This is a genomic window from Paenirhodobacter sp. (assembly GCF_041916475.1).
Classification (GTDB): Bacteria; Pseudomonadota; Alphaproteobacteria; order Rhodobacterales; family Rhodobacteraceae; genus Rhodobacter.
Genome location: NZ_JAYRZN010000001.1, coordinates 72,299 through 88,841 on the forward strand (window position 1 = coordinate 72,299; position 16,543 = coordinate 88,841).

A 16,543-nucleotide genomic window follows, 5' to 3' on the forward strand; every position below is an offset into this window, starting at 1 on the left:
CGGGCCCCCGGCCCGCACGCCTCCGGAGAACCACCTCCGGTTGTATCGGCGCGCGATATATACCTTCCTCAGCGTTTGGGAAGGGGGTATTCCGGCGGAAACGCCCGGTTAACCATACTATTTTCGCCTGACCTCGCGTCAGCCGCTCAGGCCGCCTCGAACCGGACCGGATGGCGCAGGAACTGCGTGGCATGCACCGAGACCGAGCCCGGATCGCCGGTGGTGAGGAATTTCGAGACCGTGCCGGGCCCGATGAATTCCGGCCGCCGCGTCAGGTAATCCGCCAGGGAGGCCGCCACCAGCTCCGCCTGGCTGTACACGGTTACATCGGGGCCGAGCGCCTGCTGGAACGCGGCCTGCATGAACGGGTAATGGGTACAGCCCAGGATCGCGGCCTCGGGGTGCGGCATCCGCCGCTTCAGCGCCTCGACATGCGATTTGACCAGCGCCTCAGCGAGGATCTCGTCCCCCGCCTCGATCGCATCGACCACGCCGCCGCAGGGCTGCGCCTCCACATCCACACCGATGGCGCGGAACGCGAGCTCGCGCTGGAACGCGCGGCTGGCCACGGTGGCAGGCGTCGCAAACAGCGCCACATGCTTCACCGCCACCTCGCGCGGGGGCGAATTGTCGCCCCATTTGCGCTCGGTCAGCGCCTCGATCATCGGTACGAACACACCAAGGACGCGCTTGTCCTTCGGCACCCAGGTCTCCTGCATCCGCTTCAGCGCGGCGGCGGAGGCGGTGTTACACGCCAGGATCACCAGATCGCAGCCCTCGGCCCAGAGCCGCTCCACCCCGGCGCAGGTCAGCTGGAAAATGTCGTCGGCATCGCGCACGCCATAGGGCGCATGGGCATTGTCGCCATAATAGACGAAGGCCACCTCGGGCAGCCGCTTCGAGACCGCCTCCAGCACCGTCAGCCCGCCGAGCCCGCTGTCGAACACACCAACCGCCATGCCATCCTCCTCCTGAGGGGGCCGCGGGACCCTGCCCCGCAGCCTGTTATCCGGCGCGGACGGGCGTCAGAGCCCGACCGTTTCCACGAAGGCGCCGCGATAGAGCGCGGCGAGATCGGCCAGCGGCGCCGCATCGCCGCCAAGGCTGACCGCCGCGCCGCCGAAGCGGCCCACGCGCGCCACCGGCACCCCGGCCGCAGCCGCAGCCGCCTCCAGCGCCGCAGCCCCGGCCGCATCGCAGGCGACCAGATATCGCGCCTGATCCTCGCCGAACAGCGCGCCGATATCGGCCGCCTCCAGCGTGACGCCAACCCCGCCCGCCTCGGCCATCTCGAAGGCTGCCAGCGCCAGCCCGCCATCGGCGAGATCGGCCGCGGATTTCACCGCCTTGCGGTTCGCGCGCAGGAATTCGCCATGCTTGCGCTCCGCCACAAGGTCTACATGCGGCGCATCGCCGGTCTCGATCCCGAAGGCTTCATAGGCCAGCGCGGATTGCCCCAGATGCCCGGCGCTCACCCCGATCAGGAGCGCGAGATCGCCCTCCGAAGGCACCCCCGCGATCAGCCCGTCGAGGCTCTCCAGCAGGCCCACCGCCCCGATCGTCGGCGTCGGCAGGATGCCCGAGCCGTCGGTCTCGTTATAGAGCGACACGTTGCCCGAAACGATCGGGAAGTCCAGCGCCCGGCAGGCGGCGTCGATGCCCTTGATCGCCCCCACCAGCTGCCCCATGATTTCGGGCTTCTCGGGGTTGCCGAAGTTCAGGTTGTCAGTGGTGGCGAGCGGCAGCGCACCCACCGCGCTCAGGTTCCGGTAGGCCTCGGCCACCGCCTGCTTGCCGCCCTCGAACGGGTTCGCCTTCACATAGCGCGGCGTCACGTCGGAGGTGAAGGCAATCGCCTTGTCGGTGCCATGCACCCGCACCACCCCGGCGCCCAGGCCGGGGCGGCGCACGGTATCGCCCATCACCTGGGTATCGTATTGCTCGAACACCCAGTTCTTCGCGGCATAATTCGGCGAGCCGATCAGCGCCTTCAGCCCGGCAATCGGGGAAATCGCGGGCAGCGCGCCGAGGGGCGCCGCAGCCGGCGTTTCCACCCAGGGGCGATCATATTCCGGCGCGCTCGACGACAGCTTCGAGAGCGGCAGATCGGCCTTAACGTCATTGCCATGCACGATCAGAAAGCGGTCCTCGGCGATGGTCTCGCCCACGACCGCGAAATCCAGGTCCCATTTCTCGAAGATCGCGCGGGCCTCGTCCTGCTTCTCGGGCTTCAGCACCATGAGCATCCGCTCCTGGCTTTCCGAAAGCATCATCTCATAGGCGGTCATCGCGGTCTCGCGCTGCGGCACCTGATCGAGCACCAGCTTGATGCCGAGGCCGCCCTTGTCGCCCATTTCCACGGCCGAGCAGGTCAGCCCCGCCGCGCCCATGTCCTGGATCGAAATCACCGCATCGGTCTGCATCAGCTCGAGGCAGGCCTCCATCAGGCATTTCTCGGTGAAGGGGTCGCCGACCTGCACGGTCGGGCGCTTCTCCTCGATCGTGTCGTCGAATTCGGCCGAGGCCATGGTGGCCCCGCCAACCCCGTCGCGCCCGGTCTTGGCGCCCACATAAACCACCGGCATGCCCACGCCCGAGGCCGCGCAATAGAAGATCTTGTCGGCATCCGCGAGCCCCGCCGCGAAGGCGTTCACCAGGCAGTTGCCGTTGTAGGATTTGTGGAACCGCACCTCACCGCCCACATTCGGCACGCCGAAGCAATTGCCGTAATGGCCGATGCCCTCGACCACGCCCTGCACCAGCCGGGCGGTCTTGGCATGCGCAGGCACGCCGAAGCTCAGGCTGTCCATCGCCGCAATCGGCCGCGCGCCCATGGTGAAGACGTCGCGCAGAATGCCGCCCACGCCCGTCGCCGCGCCCTGATGCGGCTCGATATAGGAGGGGTGGTTGTGGCTCTCCATCTTGAAGATCACGGCTTGGCCGTCGCCGATATCGACGACGCCCGCGTTCTCGCCCGGCCCGCAGATCACCTGCGGCCCGGTGGTGTGCAGCGTGCGCAGCCATTTCTTCGAGGATTTATAGGAGCAATGCTCGTTCCACATCGCCGAGAAGATGCCCAGTTCGGTGAACGACGGCTCGCGCCCGATGATCTCGAGGATGCGCTCGTATTCGTCGGGCTTCAGGCCATGCGCGGCGACGAGGTCGGGGGTGATCTGCGGCTCGTTCATCGGGATCCTCCGGAGGGCGGCTTCGGCCTCCCCATAAGCCATCAGGCCTTTCGGGGAAAGGGGTTGCCGCAGCCCGCGCGCCGGAAAACCAGCCCCCGCAGCCCCGGCATCCGCCACCGCCCGCGCGCACCCGGCCCCGGCGGCTCCGGCGCGGCCGTAAAGGCAAAAAAAAGGCCGAGCAAAAGCTCGGCCGTAGTCCAACAGGGAGGTAGAAGTCGATGAGAGTTTCCTCATATCACCGCCTTCTGCGCTTGATTTATGTGCAGTTTGAAAACTTTTCAAGAAAATTCGTGCGGCGCATGCAGCATATCCGCCATGCGTTGCGCGAATATCTCTCACTCCACGCCCGGCTCACCGGATTGCAGCCGGCGATAGGCCAGGATCTCGTCCTGCACGAATTCGCGGAAGACCGTCACCCGCCGCGATTGCCGCAGCTCCTCGGGATAGGCGAGGAACACCGGCACCTCGACCGACTCGACCTCCGGCAAAACGCGCTCCAGCTCGGGGAAATCCACCGCCAGGTAATCCGGCAGCACGCCGATGCCGATATGGTTCAGCACCCCCTGCAGCACACCGAAGTAGTTGTTCACCGTGAGCATCGAATGCACCTCCTGCGTCAGCAGCTGCTGCACCAGATGCGCCCCGGCCGAAACCTGCGCCACGTTCGGCCCCTGGCAGATCAGCCGGTGGGCGCGGAAATCGGCCGCCGTCTGCGGGCGGCCTGCGCGCTCCAGGTAGCTGCGCGTCGCATAGAGCCGCATGCGGATGTTCAGCAGCCGCTTGCGCACCAGGTCCGCCTGGCTCGGCTCCTTCATCCGGATCGCCACATCCGCCTCGCGCATCGGCAGATCGAGCACCCGCTCCTCCAGGATCAGGTCGATCTTCAGATCCGGGTATTTCTCATAGAGCTTGAACAGCCGCGGCGTGAGCCACAGCGACCCGAAGCCCACCGTGGTGGTGACCTTCAACTCGCCAAACACCTCCTCCTCGGAATCGCGGATCCGGGCTGCGGCGGTATCGAGCTTCTTCGCCATCGTCGAGGTGGCATCGAACAGCAGCTCGCCCTGCTCGGTCAGGATCAGCCCCCGCGCATGGCGGTGAAACAGTGTCGTGCCGAGCGCCTCTTCCAGCGCGCGGATCTGCCGGCTCACCGCCGACTGCGACAGCCGCAGCGCATCCCCCGCATGGGTGAGGGATCCCGCATCTGCCACCGCGTGGAAAATCCGCAGTTTATCCCAATCCATTCCCGACATGCGCCCAACTCATTCCTGCTTTGCATTTCCATCGCATATAGGGATCGTTTCAGCATCACAAACAGGATTCGGACCGAAATTTGCACAGCGGGCAGCACCGGCTATTTTCGTCCCGTTCCGTGGCAAGAATGCACCCCCGCCTGCCCAATGTGCGAGCATCGTGCACACCCGCACCCCTTGCCGCCCCGCGCCCCGCAGCTTAGATTGAGCGCGAAGGACGAGGAGAACCCCATGCCGATGGAAGCCCAGGATATCGAAACCCTGATCCGGGGATCCTTCCCCGAAGCCAGGATCACGATCACCGACCTTGCGGGGGACGGCAACCACTGGGCGGCCGAAGTCATCGACGCCTCGTTCAAAGGCCTGAACCGGGTCCAGCAGCAACGCGCGGTCTTTGCCTCCCTGAAGGGCGCGATGGATGGCCCGAATGCGCCCCTGCACGCATTGGCGCTGACGACCAAGGCCCCGGAATAACGCCCCGGCGGGGCAGGAAAGGACGAACAGGATGAGCGCGATCGACCAGATCAAGGACGAGATCACCGCAAACGACGTGGTGCTCTATATGAAGGGCACCAAGGAAATGCCGCAATGCGGGTTTTCGAGCCGCGTCGCCGGGGTGCTGAACTATATGGGCGTGGCCTACAAGGACGTGAACGTCCTGGCCGACCCGGACGTGCGTCAGGGCATCAAGGATTATTCCGAGTGGCCGACGATTCCGCAGCTCTATGTGAAGGGTGAGTTCATTGGCGGCTGCGACATCGTCACCGAGATGACCCTCTCGGGCGAGCTCGACAAGCTGTTCGAGGACAAGGGCATCACCTTCGACAAGACCAAGGCGGATGCGATCCGCGCCGCCAACGCCTGAGCCCCGGCCCCGCTTCGGCGGGGCCTTTGCTTTCCGGCCGCCCCATCCGTCGCGGGCACCGTGTTTCCGCGGCAGATCTCCCCCTGGAGGCTCGCAATGGCGCATGTGATCCGCCGCGCCCGTCCCGATGACGCGCCCGCGATCCAGGGTTGCGCCCGGCAGGCCTATGCCCGCTCTGTGCCCCGCATCGGGCGCCCCCCGCGCCAATGGCTGCGGATTATGCGGCCCTGATCACGGCGGGCGATGTCTCTGTCGCGACCGAGGCCGATGGCGGCTTTCTGGGCTTCATCGTCTTCCGTGCCGCCGGGCCTGATCTGCTGCTGGAAAACGTCGCGGTGCTGCCCGGCGCTGCGGGCCGCGGTATCGGCAACGCGCTGATCGCCCATTGCGAACAGGCGGCCCAGGCGCAGGGCGCGGTCGCGGTCCGCCTCTATACCACTGCGAAGATGACCGAAAACCTCGCGCCCTACCCCCGCCTCGGCTACACCGAAACGGCGCGGCGCAGCGAAGACGGCTTCGAGCGGGTCTATTTCGAAAAGCGCCTCGCCTGAGCCTCAGCGGCGCCCGAACAGGCGCTGCTTGAACCGGCCCCAGGCGCCCTTCGCCCGGTCTCCCGCGGCCTCGGCCCGGTAGCCCACCTCATCCATCGCCTCCGAGGTGTTGTGCACCAGCGGGTCGATCGTGCGCTCGCGGAACTGCCGCCACATCGCGCGCACCAGCAGCACCAGCACCACCAGCCCAAGCAGGATCACGATGCTCGCCCAGGGGATGATCCGCGCATCCGGCCCCTCCACCGGCTTCACCGACATTGCATTCGGGAAGGCCGAGAACAGGTCGTTGCGCCAGCCGTAATGCGTGATGGACACCCATTTCGGCGCCTCCGCCGAGGACTTCAGATCCGCCGCCCGCGCCTGCAGCGTCGCCGTGTCGAACTTGAAATAGGGCGGCCAGCCCCAGCCGGTATCCTCGTTGCGATAGACGATCACCTTGCCATTCGGGCGCGCGGCCTGAATGAACTGCACGTCGCGGTTGGACTGGTTGATCTGGGTCTTGCTGGAGCCGACCCAGAAGATGCGGTCCCAGCCGGTGGTATCGACCCGCTGCTGATAGGTATCGACGATTCGCACGATATCGTGCTGCGGCAGCGTATAGTGCAGGAAGCCGCCGACGATCAGCACGACCAGCGTCCAGAATGCCCATTTGACGTAACGCATCACCGCCCCCTACTGCGCATTGACGAAGAAGATCAGCACGATCAGCACCGTGATCGGCAGGATATAGACGAGCCAGAGCAGCTTGCGCCGCAGGCTTTTTTCATATTCGGCCAGACCCGCCGAGACGTAGTCGTCCCGCGCGCCGAGGCCCTGCCCCCGGGCGGCGTCCCAGTCCTTTTCCAGCGCCTCGCGCCGCAGCGAGCGCGCATAGACCCGCACCAGCCAGTAGATCAGGGTCAGGGCAAACAGCCCGAGAAAGATCAATCGTGCAAAGCCGGCCATCGCGCCCCCCGTTCCGGTTTCTGGATAACGGTTTCTTGCCGCGCACGGAAGCATTTACGCGCGCCCGCCCGGGCGCTAGCCTCGGGGAATGGACCATGCCAGCCGCATCCGTGCCGAGATCGACCGCCGCCGCGACGCCCTGATCGCGCTGACCCGGGAGCTGATCCGGATCCCGACCCTGAACCCGCCCGGGCGGAACTATCAGGAAATCTGCGAATTCCTGGCCGAGCGGCTGGCGCGGTCAGGCTTCAGGGTGGAGCTGCTGCGCGCCACCGGCACGCCGGGCGACAGTGACGCGACCCCGCGCTGGAACCTCGTCGCGCGGCGCGAAGGCAGGGCGCCGGGCGATTGCGTGCATTTCAACAGCCATCACGACGTGGTCGAGGTGGGCCATGGCTGGACCCGCGATCCCTTCGGCGCCGAGCTGGAGGCAGGCCGCATCTATGGCCGCGGCGCCTGCGACATGAAGGGCGGGCTCGCGGCCTCCGTCATCGCCGCCGAGGCCTTCATCGCCGCCTGCCCGGAGTATCGCGGCGCGATCGAGATTTCCGCCACCGCCGACGAGGAGACCGGCGGCTATGGCGGCGTCGCCTGGCTCGCGGAGCGCGGCTATTTCGCCCCCGAGCGCGTGCAGCACGTCATCATCCCCGAGCCCCTGCACAAGGACCAGATCTGCCTCGGCCATCGCGGCGTCTGGTGGGCGGAGATCGAGACCCATGGCCGCATCGCCCATGGCTCGATGCCGTTCCTGGGCGACAGCGCGATCCGGCACATGGGCGCCGTGCTGGAGGAAATGGAGGCGGTGCTGTTCCCCCTTCTGGCCACGAAGCGCACGGCGATGCCCGTAATCCCGGAAGGCGCCCGGCAATCGACGCTGAACATCAATGCGATCCACGGCGGCGAGCCGGATCTCGGCCCCGCGTTCACCGGCCTGCCCGCGCCCTGCGTCGCGGACCGCTGCCGCATCGTGATCGACCGCCGCTTCCTGATCGAGGAGGACCCGGAGGAGGTGAAGGCCGAAGTCACCCGGCTGATGGAGCGGATCCGCGCCCGCCGGCCGGGCTTCCGCTACGAGATCCGAACCCTGTTCGAGGTGCAGCCCACCATGACCGACCGGGACGCACCCGTGGTGCGCTCGACCGCGGCCGCGATCGAAGCCGTGCTCGGGCGCGAGGCGGGCTATGTCGTCTCGCCCGGCACTTATGACCAGAAGCACATCGACCGGATCGGGCGGCTGAAAAACTGCATCGCCTATGGGCCGGGCCTGCTGGAGCTGGCGCATCAGCCCGACGAATGGATCGGCATCGACGACATGGCCGATGCGGCCAAGGTCATGGCGCTGGTTCTGGCCGAACTGCTGACCTAACCGCCCCCGTTCCGGGCACAGGCCAAAAGCGCGCGGACGGACGACCCCGACCGGCGCAGCCAGGCAGAGGCCCCGCGCCCCGCCCGGGTCCTGCTCCTGCTCCTGCTCCTGCTCCTGCTCCTGCTCCTGCTCCTGCTCTGCGTGACGCGCCCTCACAGCACGACGCAACCCCTTATCCAAACCTTTTCTCGTGCGCACCATGCCCCGATCCTCGCTCCTCTCCGGTTCCCCCCGAGCGTCGCCCCCCGGCTCGCGGCAGGACTGGAATGCACCGAGAATCGACACCATCTTCGCCCCACAGCCCCTAGCCCCCATCCGCGAAGTCACGGCACCAGGCTTCAGCGATATCGACGGCTGAAATCGAGCAATACAACCCACACGGCACCGCACCGCACCGCACCGCACCGCACCGCACCGCACCGCACCGCACCGCACCGAGGTAGGACACAGAATACCCCAGAGCGGTGCAAGACGGCCCTTAGACCGCCGCCTCTCGAGCAGCCCAATCCGATCCCGCCCATCAGAGACAACGACGAGCTTCTCTATACACGAAATGCCCCCATGCGTGGCCGCGCGCCCCGCAAGCGCGGCGCCTCCTCGCCCTGCCATATTTCGTGGCAGCGTGGCTCCGCGCCCGGCTCCCGCCGATGCCCGCAGCGGAGGCCGCGCCTCCAGCTCGGTCGCGGCAATCAGGCCCGCGTTCCGGCCGCGGAACCACGCTGCGCGCAAGAACAGTCCCGCCTTGTTGCACGCCCGGCAAACTGCCGGCCCGTCGTCAAATCTGCCCGCGCCGGTGCCACCAGCCCAGCCTCCGCGAATGAGGCCAATGGCCCCCTCAGTGCCGCGTCTGGTCCATATCCGCGCCCGAAACCAGCCGGCTCGACAGCAGCTCCCCGCTCTCGGTCAGGATCGGATAGGCCACCCCCACGAGCAGCGAGTTGATCTCCTTCAGCGCCCGCAGCACCTCGATGTGGATGTCGCTCGTGGCGATGCTGTCCGCCCCGCCCTGGCGCAGCCGCTCCATGTGGCGCCGGCTGCTCTCGCGCACAATGGCGCGCAGCGCCTCCTTCTCCTGTGCGAGGCCCCGCGCACTTTCCACATCCGACGACAGCAACACATTCAGCGCCATCTGCAGGTTCGCCTCCACTCGCGCATGCAGCGCACGGATCTCACTCCAGCCCTCGGGCGAGAACCGCAGCCGCTTGCGCGCCTTGTCCTCCGCCAGCGCGTAAAGCGTCTTGGAGACCAGATCGCCCGCATGCTCGAAGCCGATCGCCACATCGACCAGATCTCCCGCCACCCGCGCCTCCGCCGTGCTCAGCGGCTGGCGCCGCAGCTCCGCCAGGAACAGCTTGATGCCGGTGTGATAATCGTTCACCCGCGCCTCCTGCTCGCGCAGCCGCGGCAGCTCTGCAATCCGCTCGCCATCCAGCAGCTCGGCCACCGGCTGCAGCATCCGCCCGAGCGTTTCGCCCATGTGCAGCACCTCGCGCCGCGCCGCCCCCAGCGCCAGATCCGGCCGCTCCAGCGCGCGCCGGTCCAGCGCCGTGACGCGCCCTGGCTGATCCTGCGCCACCTCGGGCAGCAGCCGCGCCACCAGCCGCGCCATCGGCCTCACCAGCGGCAGCGCCACCAGCGCCAGCGCCAGGTTGAAGGCCACATGCGCATTCACCACCCGCTCCGCATCCGGAACGCCCGGGAACAGCCCCGCCACCTGGCCGCAGAACGGAAATGCCACCGCCACCGCCACCAGCCGGAAGATCAGGTTCGCCACCGGGATCCGCCGCGCCACCGGCGGCTGGCTGCGGCTGAGCCAGACGGCGATCATCGCCCCCCCGGCATTCGCCCCCAGAACCATCGGCAGCGCCACGACCAAGGGCACGATCCCCGCCGCACAGAACCCCGCAATGAGCAGCACCGTCGCAACCGAGGAATGCACCGCCCAGGCAAACAGCGCCGTGCCCGCCAGCGCCGTCAGCGGGTCGCTCTCCAGCCAATGCGCCACCGCGGGCAGCAGCGCGCTTTCGCGCAGCGGCGCCGTCGCCGCGCCCATCTGCATCAGCGACATCAGGATGAAGCCCACGCCCAGCACGATCCGCCCGGTCTGGCGCACGCTGCGCCCCTCGAACTTCAGAAACAGCGTCGCGCCCAGCAAGATCAGCACCGGCACCAGCTGCGACAGATCGAGCGACAGCAGCCGCGCGATCAGCGCCGAGCCCAGATCCGCCCCCACCAGCGCCGCGATCCCCTGCTCCACGCTCAGCGTACCGCTCGCGGCAAAGCCCGCCGCCAGCATGCCCACCGCCGTCCCGCTCTGCAGCACCATGGCCAGCACGCCGCCCGCCGCCGCCATTCCGGGTACGCCGCCGCGCGCCTTGCGCAGCCCGTCGCGCAGCGCCGGGCCGAAAACCCGCTCCACCCCGGTGCGCACCATGCGCAGCGCCCAGAGGAACAGCATCACCGCCGCGGCCAGATGGAGCAGAATGTCGAATGGATGCATGGAATACCCCGTGGTTGCGCCCAGTCTCCTCCTGCCGCCCGATTAAATCAAACCGACTGTCATGAATATTTCACAAACGCGCCGGAGTGCCGCCGCCGCGCTACAGCCCCGGAGGCTGGACAGGCCCGAGGATCCGGGCTTTGCTGCACCAAACAGCGGAGACAGGCATGACCATCGGCATCATCGGCGTGGGCCATCTCGCGGCGGCCATTCTCGCGGGGCTGCGCGGCTCGGGCCTCGCCCCCGCAGAGGTGCTGCTCGCCCCGCGCGGCCAGGGCCCGGCGCTCGCGCAGGCCCATGGCCACGGGCTGGCGCGGAGCAACGCCGATCTGGTGCGCGCCTGCGATATCGTCCTGCTGGCGGTGCGCCCGAAGGATGCGGCAGAGGCGATCCGGGGCCTGCCCTGGCGCGCGGGGCAGGTGCTGCTCTCAGCCTGCGCGGGCGTGCCGCTGGCCGCGCTCTCCGCCGCGGCCCCTGCCCGCACCGCCCGGATCATGCCGATCACCGCCGCCGAAATCGGGCGCAGCCCCACCGTCCTGTTCCCGGGTCTCGCCGCTGCACAGCCGCTTCTGGCACGCATCGGCCCGGTGATCCCCGTCCCCTCGGAGGCCGATTTCGAGACAGCGACCGTCAGCGCCGCCGTCTATGGCTGGGTGCAGGCGCTGGTGCAGCGCACCGCCCAGTGGTCCGCCGCGCAGGGCCTGCCGCCCGATGTCGCCCGCGCGCTGGTGGCCCATACCTTCGCGGCCGCAGGCCAGCTCATTGCCGAAAAGCCCGCGCCGATGGCCGATCTGCTGCAGGCGCTGATTACGCCAGGAGGCATCACCGAACGCGGGCTCGATGTGCTGCGCGCGCAGGGCGTGCCCGAGGCCTGGGACGCGGCCTGCGATGCCGTGCTAGCGCGCCTGCGCGGCTAGCCCGCGCAGCACCGCCAGCATCTCATCCAGCCCTGCACAGGGGCTGCAGCCCGCCGCCGCCAGATCCGCCGTCACATCCACCGGCAGGCCGGAGTTCGACTCGGGCGGGATCTCGTTCAGCTTGCCCCCGATCAGCACCGGCAGCACCGCCCCGCGCGCCGCCAGCGCCGCCAGCACCGCGCGGGCATAGCTCATCGCCACGCCATTGTAGGTGCTGATCCCGATCGCCTCCGCGCCGCCCGCCAGCGCCGCCTCCACCAGCACCTCCGGATCGACCGCCACCCCGGCATCGACGATCCCGGCCCCGAGCCCCGCCAGCGCCTCCTCCACCAGAAACTTGCCATGCTCGTGCACATCCGTGGTGCCGATACAGACCCGCACCGCGCGCGGCAGCGGCGCCTGCGCGGCCACCCAGTCCCCCGCCATCTGCTGCAGCGCGCGCGCCCATTCGGCAGGCACCAGGGCCACCCGGCCGCGCGGCCCCTCGGCGCCGGGCCCGTAGAGCGCCTCCATCCGCTTCGGCCCCATCCGCCGGATCGCCAGCAGCACCGCCGCCGGATCCGCCATCGCCACGCCGCGCTCCGCGAGCCCCGCCAGAACCGCCGCCGCAAAGCGCCGCCCCCCCGCGACCAGCTCCGCCGCCAGCGCCTCCACCCGGGGCCAGTCGAACACCGCGTCATACATCGGCGCCTGAGCCGCCAGCCGGTGCGCGAAGACCTGCGCGTCGATGATCTCCTCCACATCCGGGATCCGCTGGTTCTCCGTCACCGGCACCGGATTGACCGCATGGCCCAGAGGCCGCCGCCCGAGCGAGACGAGATCGGTGAGCAGATAGCTCGCGAGGCTCGCATAATTTCCCGCCGGCGTGGACTGATAGGCGACCGTATTGCCAAAGATCATCGTGCCCGGCGTGTCGCTCACCGTGGCCAGCGCCACATGGAACGCGGCCCGGCTCAGAGGGTCGGAGAAGTGGTGCCCGTAGCAATGCGCCAGCCGCGCGCCGATCATCCCCTCGACCACATGTTTCTCGATCAGCACCATGCCGAGCGCGCAGGACATATCCACGAACAGCCCGGCGAAGCCATCGTCGAGGTTCGAATGCACCAGTATTTCCTCGGGCTGCGCCGCCAGCAGCCCGAGAGCCGTCACCGTGGCCTCGGTCGTGGCCACGTCATCGTCCCAATAGGGCAGCCGGAAGGTGAAATACTGCCCGAGATTGCCAAAGGAGGTGGCCCCCGCCGCCAGCGCCGCGCAGGTATTCTCCACCGCGCCCGGCAGCCCGATCATGAAATCGCCGAAATGCGCCGCGGCCGGGGCGGCATGGGTGATGCGGATGAAATCCTCCGGCCCCTGCAGCACGATGCCGGTGCCGCGCGTGGCCCCCGCCCGCCTCCCCGGCGGATAGCCCATGGACCAGTCGAGCGTGATCCCGAAGCGGTCCACCGTCACGCCTTGCCGGGTGCAGGCCTGGTGCACCTCGGAGATCGCCCAGATCGTGCGCTCGATGTTGCGAAAGCCGATATGGGCGTGCTGCATGATCCGCCCCTCGGCGGCCGCGCGCCGCTTGTAGGCGGCCTCGGAGGCGACCCCGGCCTGCGCGAGGAAGGGCGCAGGCCCCAGCCGCCAGTCGCGCGCGAGCGCGCGCCCCACATCCAGCAGCTCCGCCCCCGGGCGCAGGCGCGGATCCGTCAATGCCCAGGCCTGTTGTATCGTCATCGCCTGACCCCGCGCAGCCTTTCGTGCACAGCACCCGCAACCACCCCCGAATGCAAGCCCGGATTCTCCCTCAGGGGCCTTGGACTGGCGCCCCCAATTCGTTAGGAACAGCGGCAGACCCGGAGGGACGAAAGATGACGATGGACAAGACGTTCGACGCGCGCGAAGCCGAGCCGCGGATCTATGCCACTTGGGAAGAGGCCGGGGCCTTCAAGGCCGGCGCCAATGCGCAGCGGCCCGAAACCTTCTGCATCATGATCCCGCCGCCGAACGTCACCGGCGCGCTGCATGTGGGGCACGCCTTCAACAACACGGTGCAGGACATCCTGATCCGCTGGCACCGGATGCGCGGCTTCGACACCCTCTGGCAGCCCGGGCAGGACCATGCCGGCATCGCCACCCAGATGATGGTGGAGAAGGAGCTCGCCAAGACCCAGCAGCCCTCGCGCGTGGAGCTCGGGCGCGAGGAATTCCTGAAGAAGGTCTGGGAGTGGAAGGGCAAATACGGCTCGACCATCATCGGCCAGCTGAAGCGGCTGGGCTCCAGCTGCGACTGGTCGCGCAACGCCTTCACCATGTCGGGCGCGCCGGGGGCGCCTGCGGGCGAGGAGGGCAACTTCCACGATGCCGTGATCAAGGTCTTCGTCGACATGTACGAAAAGGGCCTGATCTACCGCGGCAAGCGGCTGGTGAACTGGGACCCGCATTTCGAGACCGCGATTTCCGATCTGGAGGTCGAGAACATCGAGGTCGCGGGCCACATGTGGCACTTCAAATACCCGCTGGCGGGCGGGCGCACCTATATATACCGCGAGAAGGATGCCGAGGGGCGCGTCACGCTGGAAGAAGAGCGCGACTATATCTCCATCGCCACCACCCGCCCCGAGACCATGCTGGGCGACGGCGCGGTGGCGGTGAACCCGTCGGACGAGCGCTATGCCTCCATCGTCGGCGCGCTGTGCGAAATCCCGGTCGGGCCGAAGGAACTCCGCCGCCAGATCCCGATCATCGCCGACCCCTACCCCGACCCGGCCTTCGGCTCGGGCGCGGTGAAGATCACCGGCGCGCATGATTTCAACGACTATCAGGTCGCGAAGCGCGCGGGCCTGCCGCTCTACCGGCTGATGGACAGCCGCGCGAAAATGCGGGTGGACGGGCTCGATCACGAAGCCTCCGCCCGCCGCGCCGCCGAAATCGCCACCGGCGCCGCCTTCACCGAGGCCGAGGTCGACAGCCTGAACCTCGTCCCCGACGAGCTTCGCGGGCTCGACCGGATCGAGGCGCGGGCGCGCGTGATCGAGGCCGTCACCGCCGAGGGCCTCGCGGTGATGATCCCAAACCCGAACGCGGGCGAGGACGAACCCGCGCTGATCCCGCTGGTGGACGCGAAGCCGATCATGCAGCCCTTCGGCGACCGCTCCAAGGTGGTGATCGAGCCGATGCTCACCGACCAGTGGTTCGTCGATGCCGACAAGATCGTCGGCCGCGCGCTCGAGGCCGTGCGCAGCGGCGAGACCGTGATCATGCCCGAAGCGGGCGAGAAGACCTATTTCCACTGGCTCGAGAACATCGAGCCCTGGTGCATCTCGCGCCAGCTCTGGTGGGGCCACCAGATCCCGGTGTGGTACGGGCTCGATCTCGGCGTCACAGCCTTCACCGACGACGAGGGCGATGGCGCGCTCGATGAGGTCGAGCTCGGCCGCCTGCTGATCACCGACGACATGGTCCACCGCGACCCGGTCTATCATTGCGGCGCGAGCTTCGAGGCCGTCACCCAGGCCTTCCTCGACGGCATCGCGGGCCTGCCGGTGCCGCTCAGCCACATGCGCGTGCTCGAGGTGGCCGACAAGCAGGCCGCGATCGAGACCCTCGCCGCCGCCCTCGCCGACTACGAAGTCTCGCAAGACCCCACGCGCCTCATCTATCCGGTCTGGCGCGACGCCGATGTGCTCGACACCTGGTTCTCCTCCGGCCTCTGGCCCATCGGCACGCTGGGCTGGCCCGAGACCACCCCCGAACTCGCGCGCTATTTCCCCACCGATGTGCTGGTGACGGGCTTCGACATCCTGTTCTTCTGGGTCGCCCGGATGATGATGATGCAGCTCGCCGTCACCGGCGAAGTGCCCTTCCACACCGTCTACCTGCACCAGCTCGTGCGCGACGAGAAGGGCAAGAAGATGTCGAAGACGGCGGGCAATGTGATCGACCCGCTGGAGATCATCGACGAATTCGGCGCCGATGCGCTGCGCTTCACCAATGCCTCGATGGCGGCCCTGGGCGGCGTGCTGAAGCTGTCGAAGGACCGCATCGCAGGCTATCGCAACTTCGGCACGAAGCTGTGGAACGCCACCCGCTTTGCGGAAATGAACGGCGTGTTCGAAACGCCCGTTTCGGGCATTCCCACGCCGCAGAACACAGTGAACCGCTGGATCATCGGCGAAACCGCCCGCGTGCGCGAGGCGGTGGACGCGGCCTTCGGCGCCTATCGCTTCAACGAGGCGGCGCAGGCGCTCTATGGCTTCGTCTGGGGCAAGGTCTGCGACTGGTATGTCGAATTCGCCAAGCCCCTGTTCGATACCGAAGACGCCGAGGAAACCCGCCAGACCATGCGGTGGGTGCTCGATCAGTGCTATATCCTGCTGCATCCGATCATGCCCTTCATCACCGAAGAGCTCTGGGGCCTGACCGGCACCCGCGCCAAGATGCTCGTGCATGCCGACTGGCCCGCCTATGACGCCACGCTGATCGACCCGGAGGCCGATCGCGAGATGAACTGGGTGATCGAGCTGATCGAGACGATCCGGTCCTCGCGCGCGCAGATGGGCGTGCCGGTGGGGCTGAAGCTGCCGATGGTGCTGGCCGAAGCCGAGGCCCCCGCCCGCGCGGCGCTGGCCCGCAACGAGGCGCTGGTGCTGAAGCTCGCGCGCATCGACACCATCACCGAAACCGCGATCCCGAAGGGCGCGATCTCGATCCCGGTCGCGGGGGCGCTGTTCGGCCTGCCGCTCGAGGGCGTGATCGATGTGAAGGCGGAGAAGGCGCGGCTCGAAAAGGCGCTGGCCAAAGTGGAGAAAGAGGCGCAGGCGCTGCGCGGCCGGCTCTCGAACCCGAAGTTCATCGAGAACGCGGCCGAAGAGGTGATCGAGGAAGCCCGCGACAACCTCGCCCAGCGCGAGGATGAGGCCGCCAAGATCGGCGCCGCCGTCACCCGCCTGGCCGAACTCGGCTGATCCTCGGGGGGC

13 protein-coding genes are annotated in these 16,543 nt (G+C 68.1%); 6 read left to right on the plus strand and 7 right to left on the minus strand.

The genetic code is table 11. The features are described 5' to 3' along the window. Positions 1-146: 146 nt before the first annotated feature. The 3 genes from ACOMG5_RS00390 to ACOMG5_RS00400 form a co-directional block, all read right to left on the minus strand. Entirely contained in the window at positions 147-959 is an 813-nt protein-coding gene (locus ACOMG5_RS00390) for a glutamate racemase (protein ID WP_420341789.1), read from the minus strand. Positions 960-1,025: 66 nt separating this feature from the next. Next, the gene (purL, locus tag ACOMG5_RS00395) at positions 1,026-3,188 is read right to left on the minus strand and encodes a phosphoribosylformylglycinamidine synthase subunit PurL (RefSeq protein WP_420341790.1); all 2,163 of its coding nucleotides are present in this window, start codon (positions 3,186-3,188) and stop codon (positions 1,026-1,028) included. Between the two features lie 335 nt (positions 3,189-3,523). After that, the gene (locus ACOMG5_RS00400) at positions 3,524-4,432 is read right to left on the minus strand and encodes a LysR family transcriptional regulator (protein ID WP_420341791.1); all 909 of its coding nucleotides are present in this window, start codon (positions 4,430-4,432) and stop codon (positions 3,524-3,526) included. Positions 4,433-4,672: 240 nt separating this feature from the next. Between ACOMG5_RS00400 and ACOMG5_RS00405 the strand changes: the two genes are divergently transcribed. The 3 genes from ACOMG5_RS00405 to ACOMG5_RS00415 all read left to right on the plus strand — a co-directional run bounded on the left by ACOMG5_RS00405 (position 4,673) and on the right by ACOMG5_RS00415 (position 5,857). Continuing rightward, a complete protein-coding gene (locus ACOMG5_RS00405) occupies positions 4,673-4,915 on the plus strand; it encodes a BolA/IbaG family iron-sulfur metabolism protein (protein WP_420341792.1) in 243 nt (80 codons plus the stop codon). A gap of 31 nt (positions 4,916-4,946) precedes the next feature. Further along, positions 4,947-5,306 carry a Grx4 family monothiol glutaredoxin gene (gene grxD, locus ACOMG5_RS00410; RefSeq protein ID WP_420341793.1) on the plus strand — a complete coding sequence of 120 codons (360 nt, stop codon included), beginning with the start codon at positions 4,947-4,949 and terminating at the stop codon, positions 5,304-5,306. Positions 5,307-5,512: 206 nt separating this feature from the next. After that, entirely contained in the window at positions 5,513-5,857 is a 345-nt protein-coding gene (locus tag ACOMG5_RS00415; RefSeq protein WP_420341794.1) for a GNAT family N-acetyltransferase, read from the plus strand. Positions 5,858-5,860: 3 nt separating this feature from the next. Here ACOMG5_RS00415 and ACOMG5_RS00420 read toward each other — a convergent pair whose 3' ends face one another. Continuing rightward, the gene (locus ACOMG5_RS00420; RefSeq protein ID WP_420341795.1) at positions 5,861-6,520 is read right to left on the minus strand and encodes a DUF1523 family protein; all 660 of its coding nucleotides are present in this window, start codon (positions 6,518-6,520) and stop codon (positions 5,861-5,863) included. 9 nt (positions 6,521-6,529) lie between these two features. Continuing rightward, complete coding sequence (locus tag ACOMG5_RS00425) at positions 6,530-6,802, minus strand: hypothetical protein (protein ID WP_420341796.1); 273 nt, start codon at positions 6,800-6,802, stop codon at positions 6,530-6,532. An 88-nt stretch (positions 6,803-6,890) separates the two neighbouring features. Here ACOMG5_RS00425 and ACOMG5_RS00430 point away from each other — a divergent pair, with 88 nt between their 5' ends. After that, positions 6,891-8,168 carry an acetylornithine deacetylase/succinyl-diaminopimelate desuccinylase family protein gene (locus tag ACOMG5_RS00430; RefSeq protein WP_420341797.1) on the plus strand — a complete coding sequence of 426 codons (1,278 nt, stop codon included), beginning with the start codon at positions 6,891-6,893 and terminating at the stop codon, positions 8,166-8,168. Positions 8,169-9,003: 835 nt separating this feature from the next. Here the strand turns inward: ACOMG5_RS00430 and ACOMG5_RS00435 are convergent. After that, a complete protein-coding gene (locus ACOMG5_RS00435; protein ID WP_420341798.1) occupies positions 9,004-10,668 on the minus strand; it encodes a Na/Pi cotransporter family protein in 1,665 nt (554 codons plus the stop codon). A 167-nt stretch (positions 10,669-10,835) separates the two neighbouring features. Between ACOMG5_RS00435 and ACOMG5_RS00440 the strand changes: the two genes are divergently transcribed. Beyond that, the gene (locus ACOMG5_RS00440; protein ID WP_420341799.1) at positions 10,836-11,585 is read left to right on the plus strand and encodes a pyrroline-5-carboxylate reductase family protein; all 750 of its coding nucleotides are present in this window, start codon (positions 10,836-10,838) and stop codon (positions 11,583-11,585) included. On the opposite strand, the gene ACOMG5_RS00445 is transcribed toward ACOMG5_RS00440, so the two are convergent. Continuing rightward, positions 11,565-13,301 (minus strand): cobalamin-dependent protein, encoded by a 1,737-nt coding sequence (locus tag ACOMG5_RS00445; protein WP_420341800.1) that lies wholly within the window; start codon positions 13,299-13,301, stop codon positions 11,565-11,567. The two genes, ACOMG5_RS00440 and ACOMG5_RS00445, sit on opposite strands and share 21 nt — an antisense overlap. Positions 13,302-13,435: 134 nt before the next feature. On the opposite strand from ACOMG5_RS00445, the gene ACOMG5_RS00450 reads away from it, so the two are divergent. Beyond that, positions 13,436-16,531 (plus strand): valine--tRNA ligase, encoded by a 3,096-nt coding sequence (locus ACOMG5_RS00450; protein WP_420341801.1) that lies wholly within the window; start codon positions 13,436-13,438, stop codon positions 16,529-16,531. The last annotated feature ends 12 nt before the right edge of the window (positions 16,532-16,543 follow it).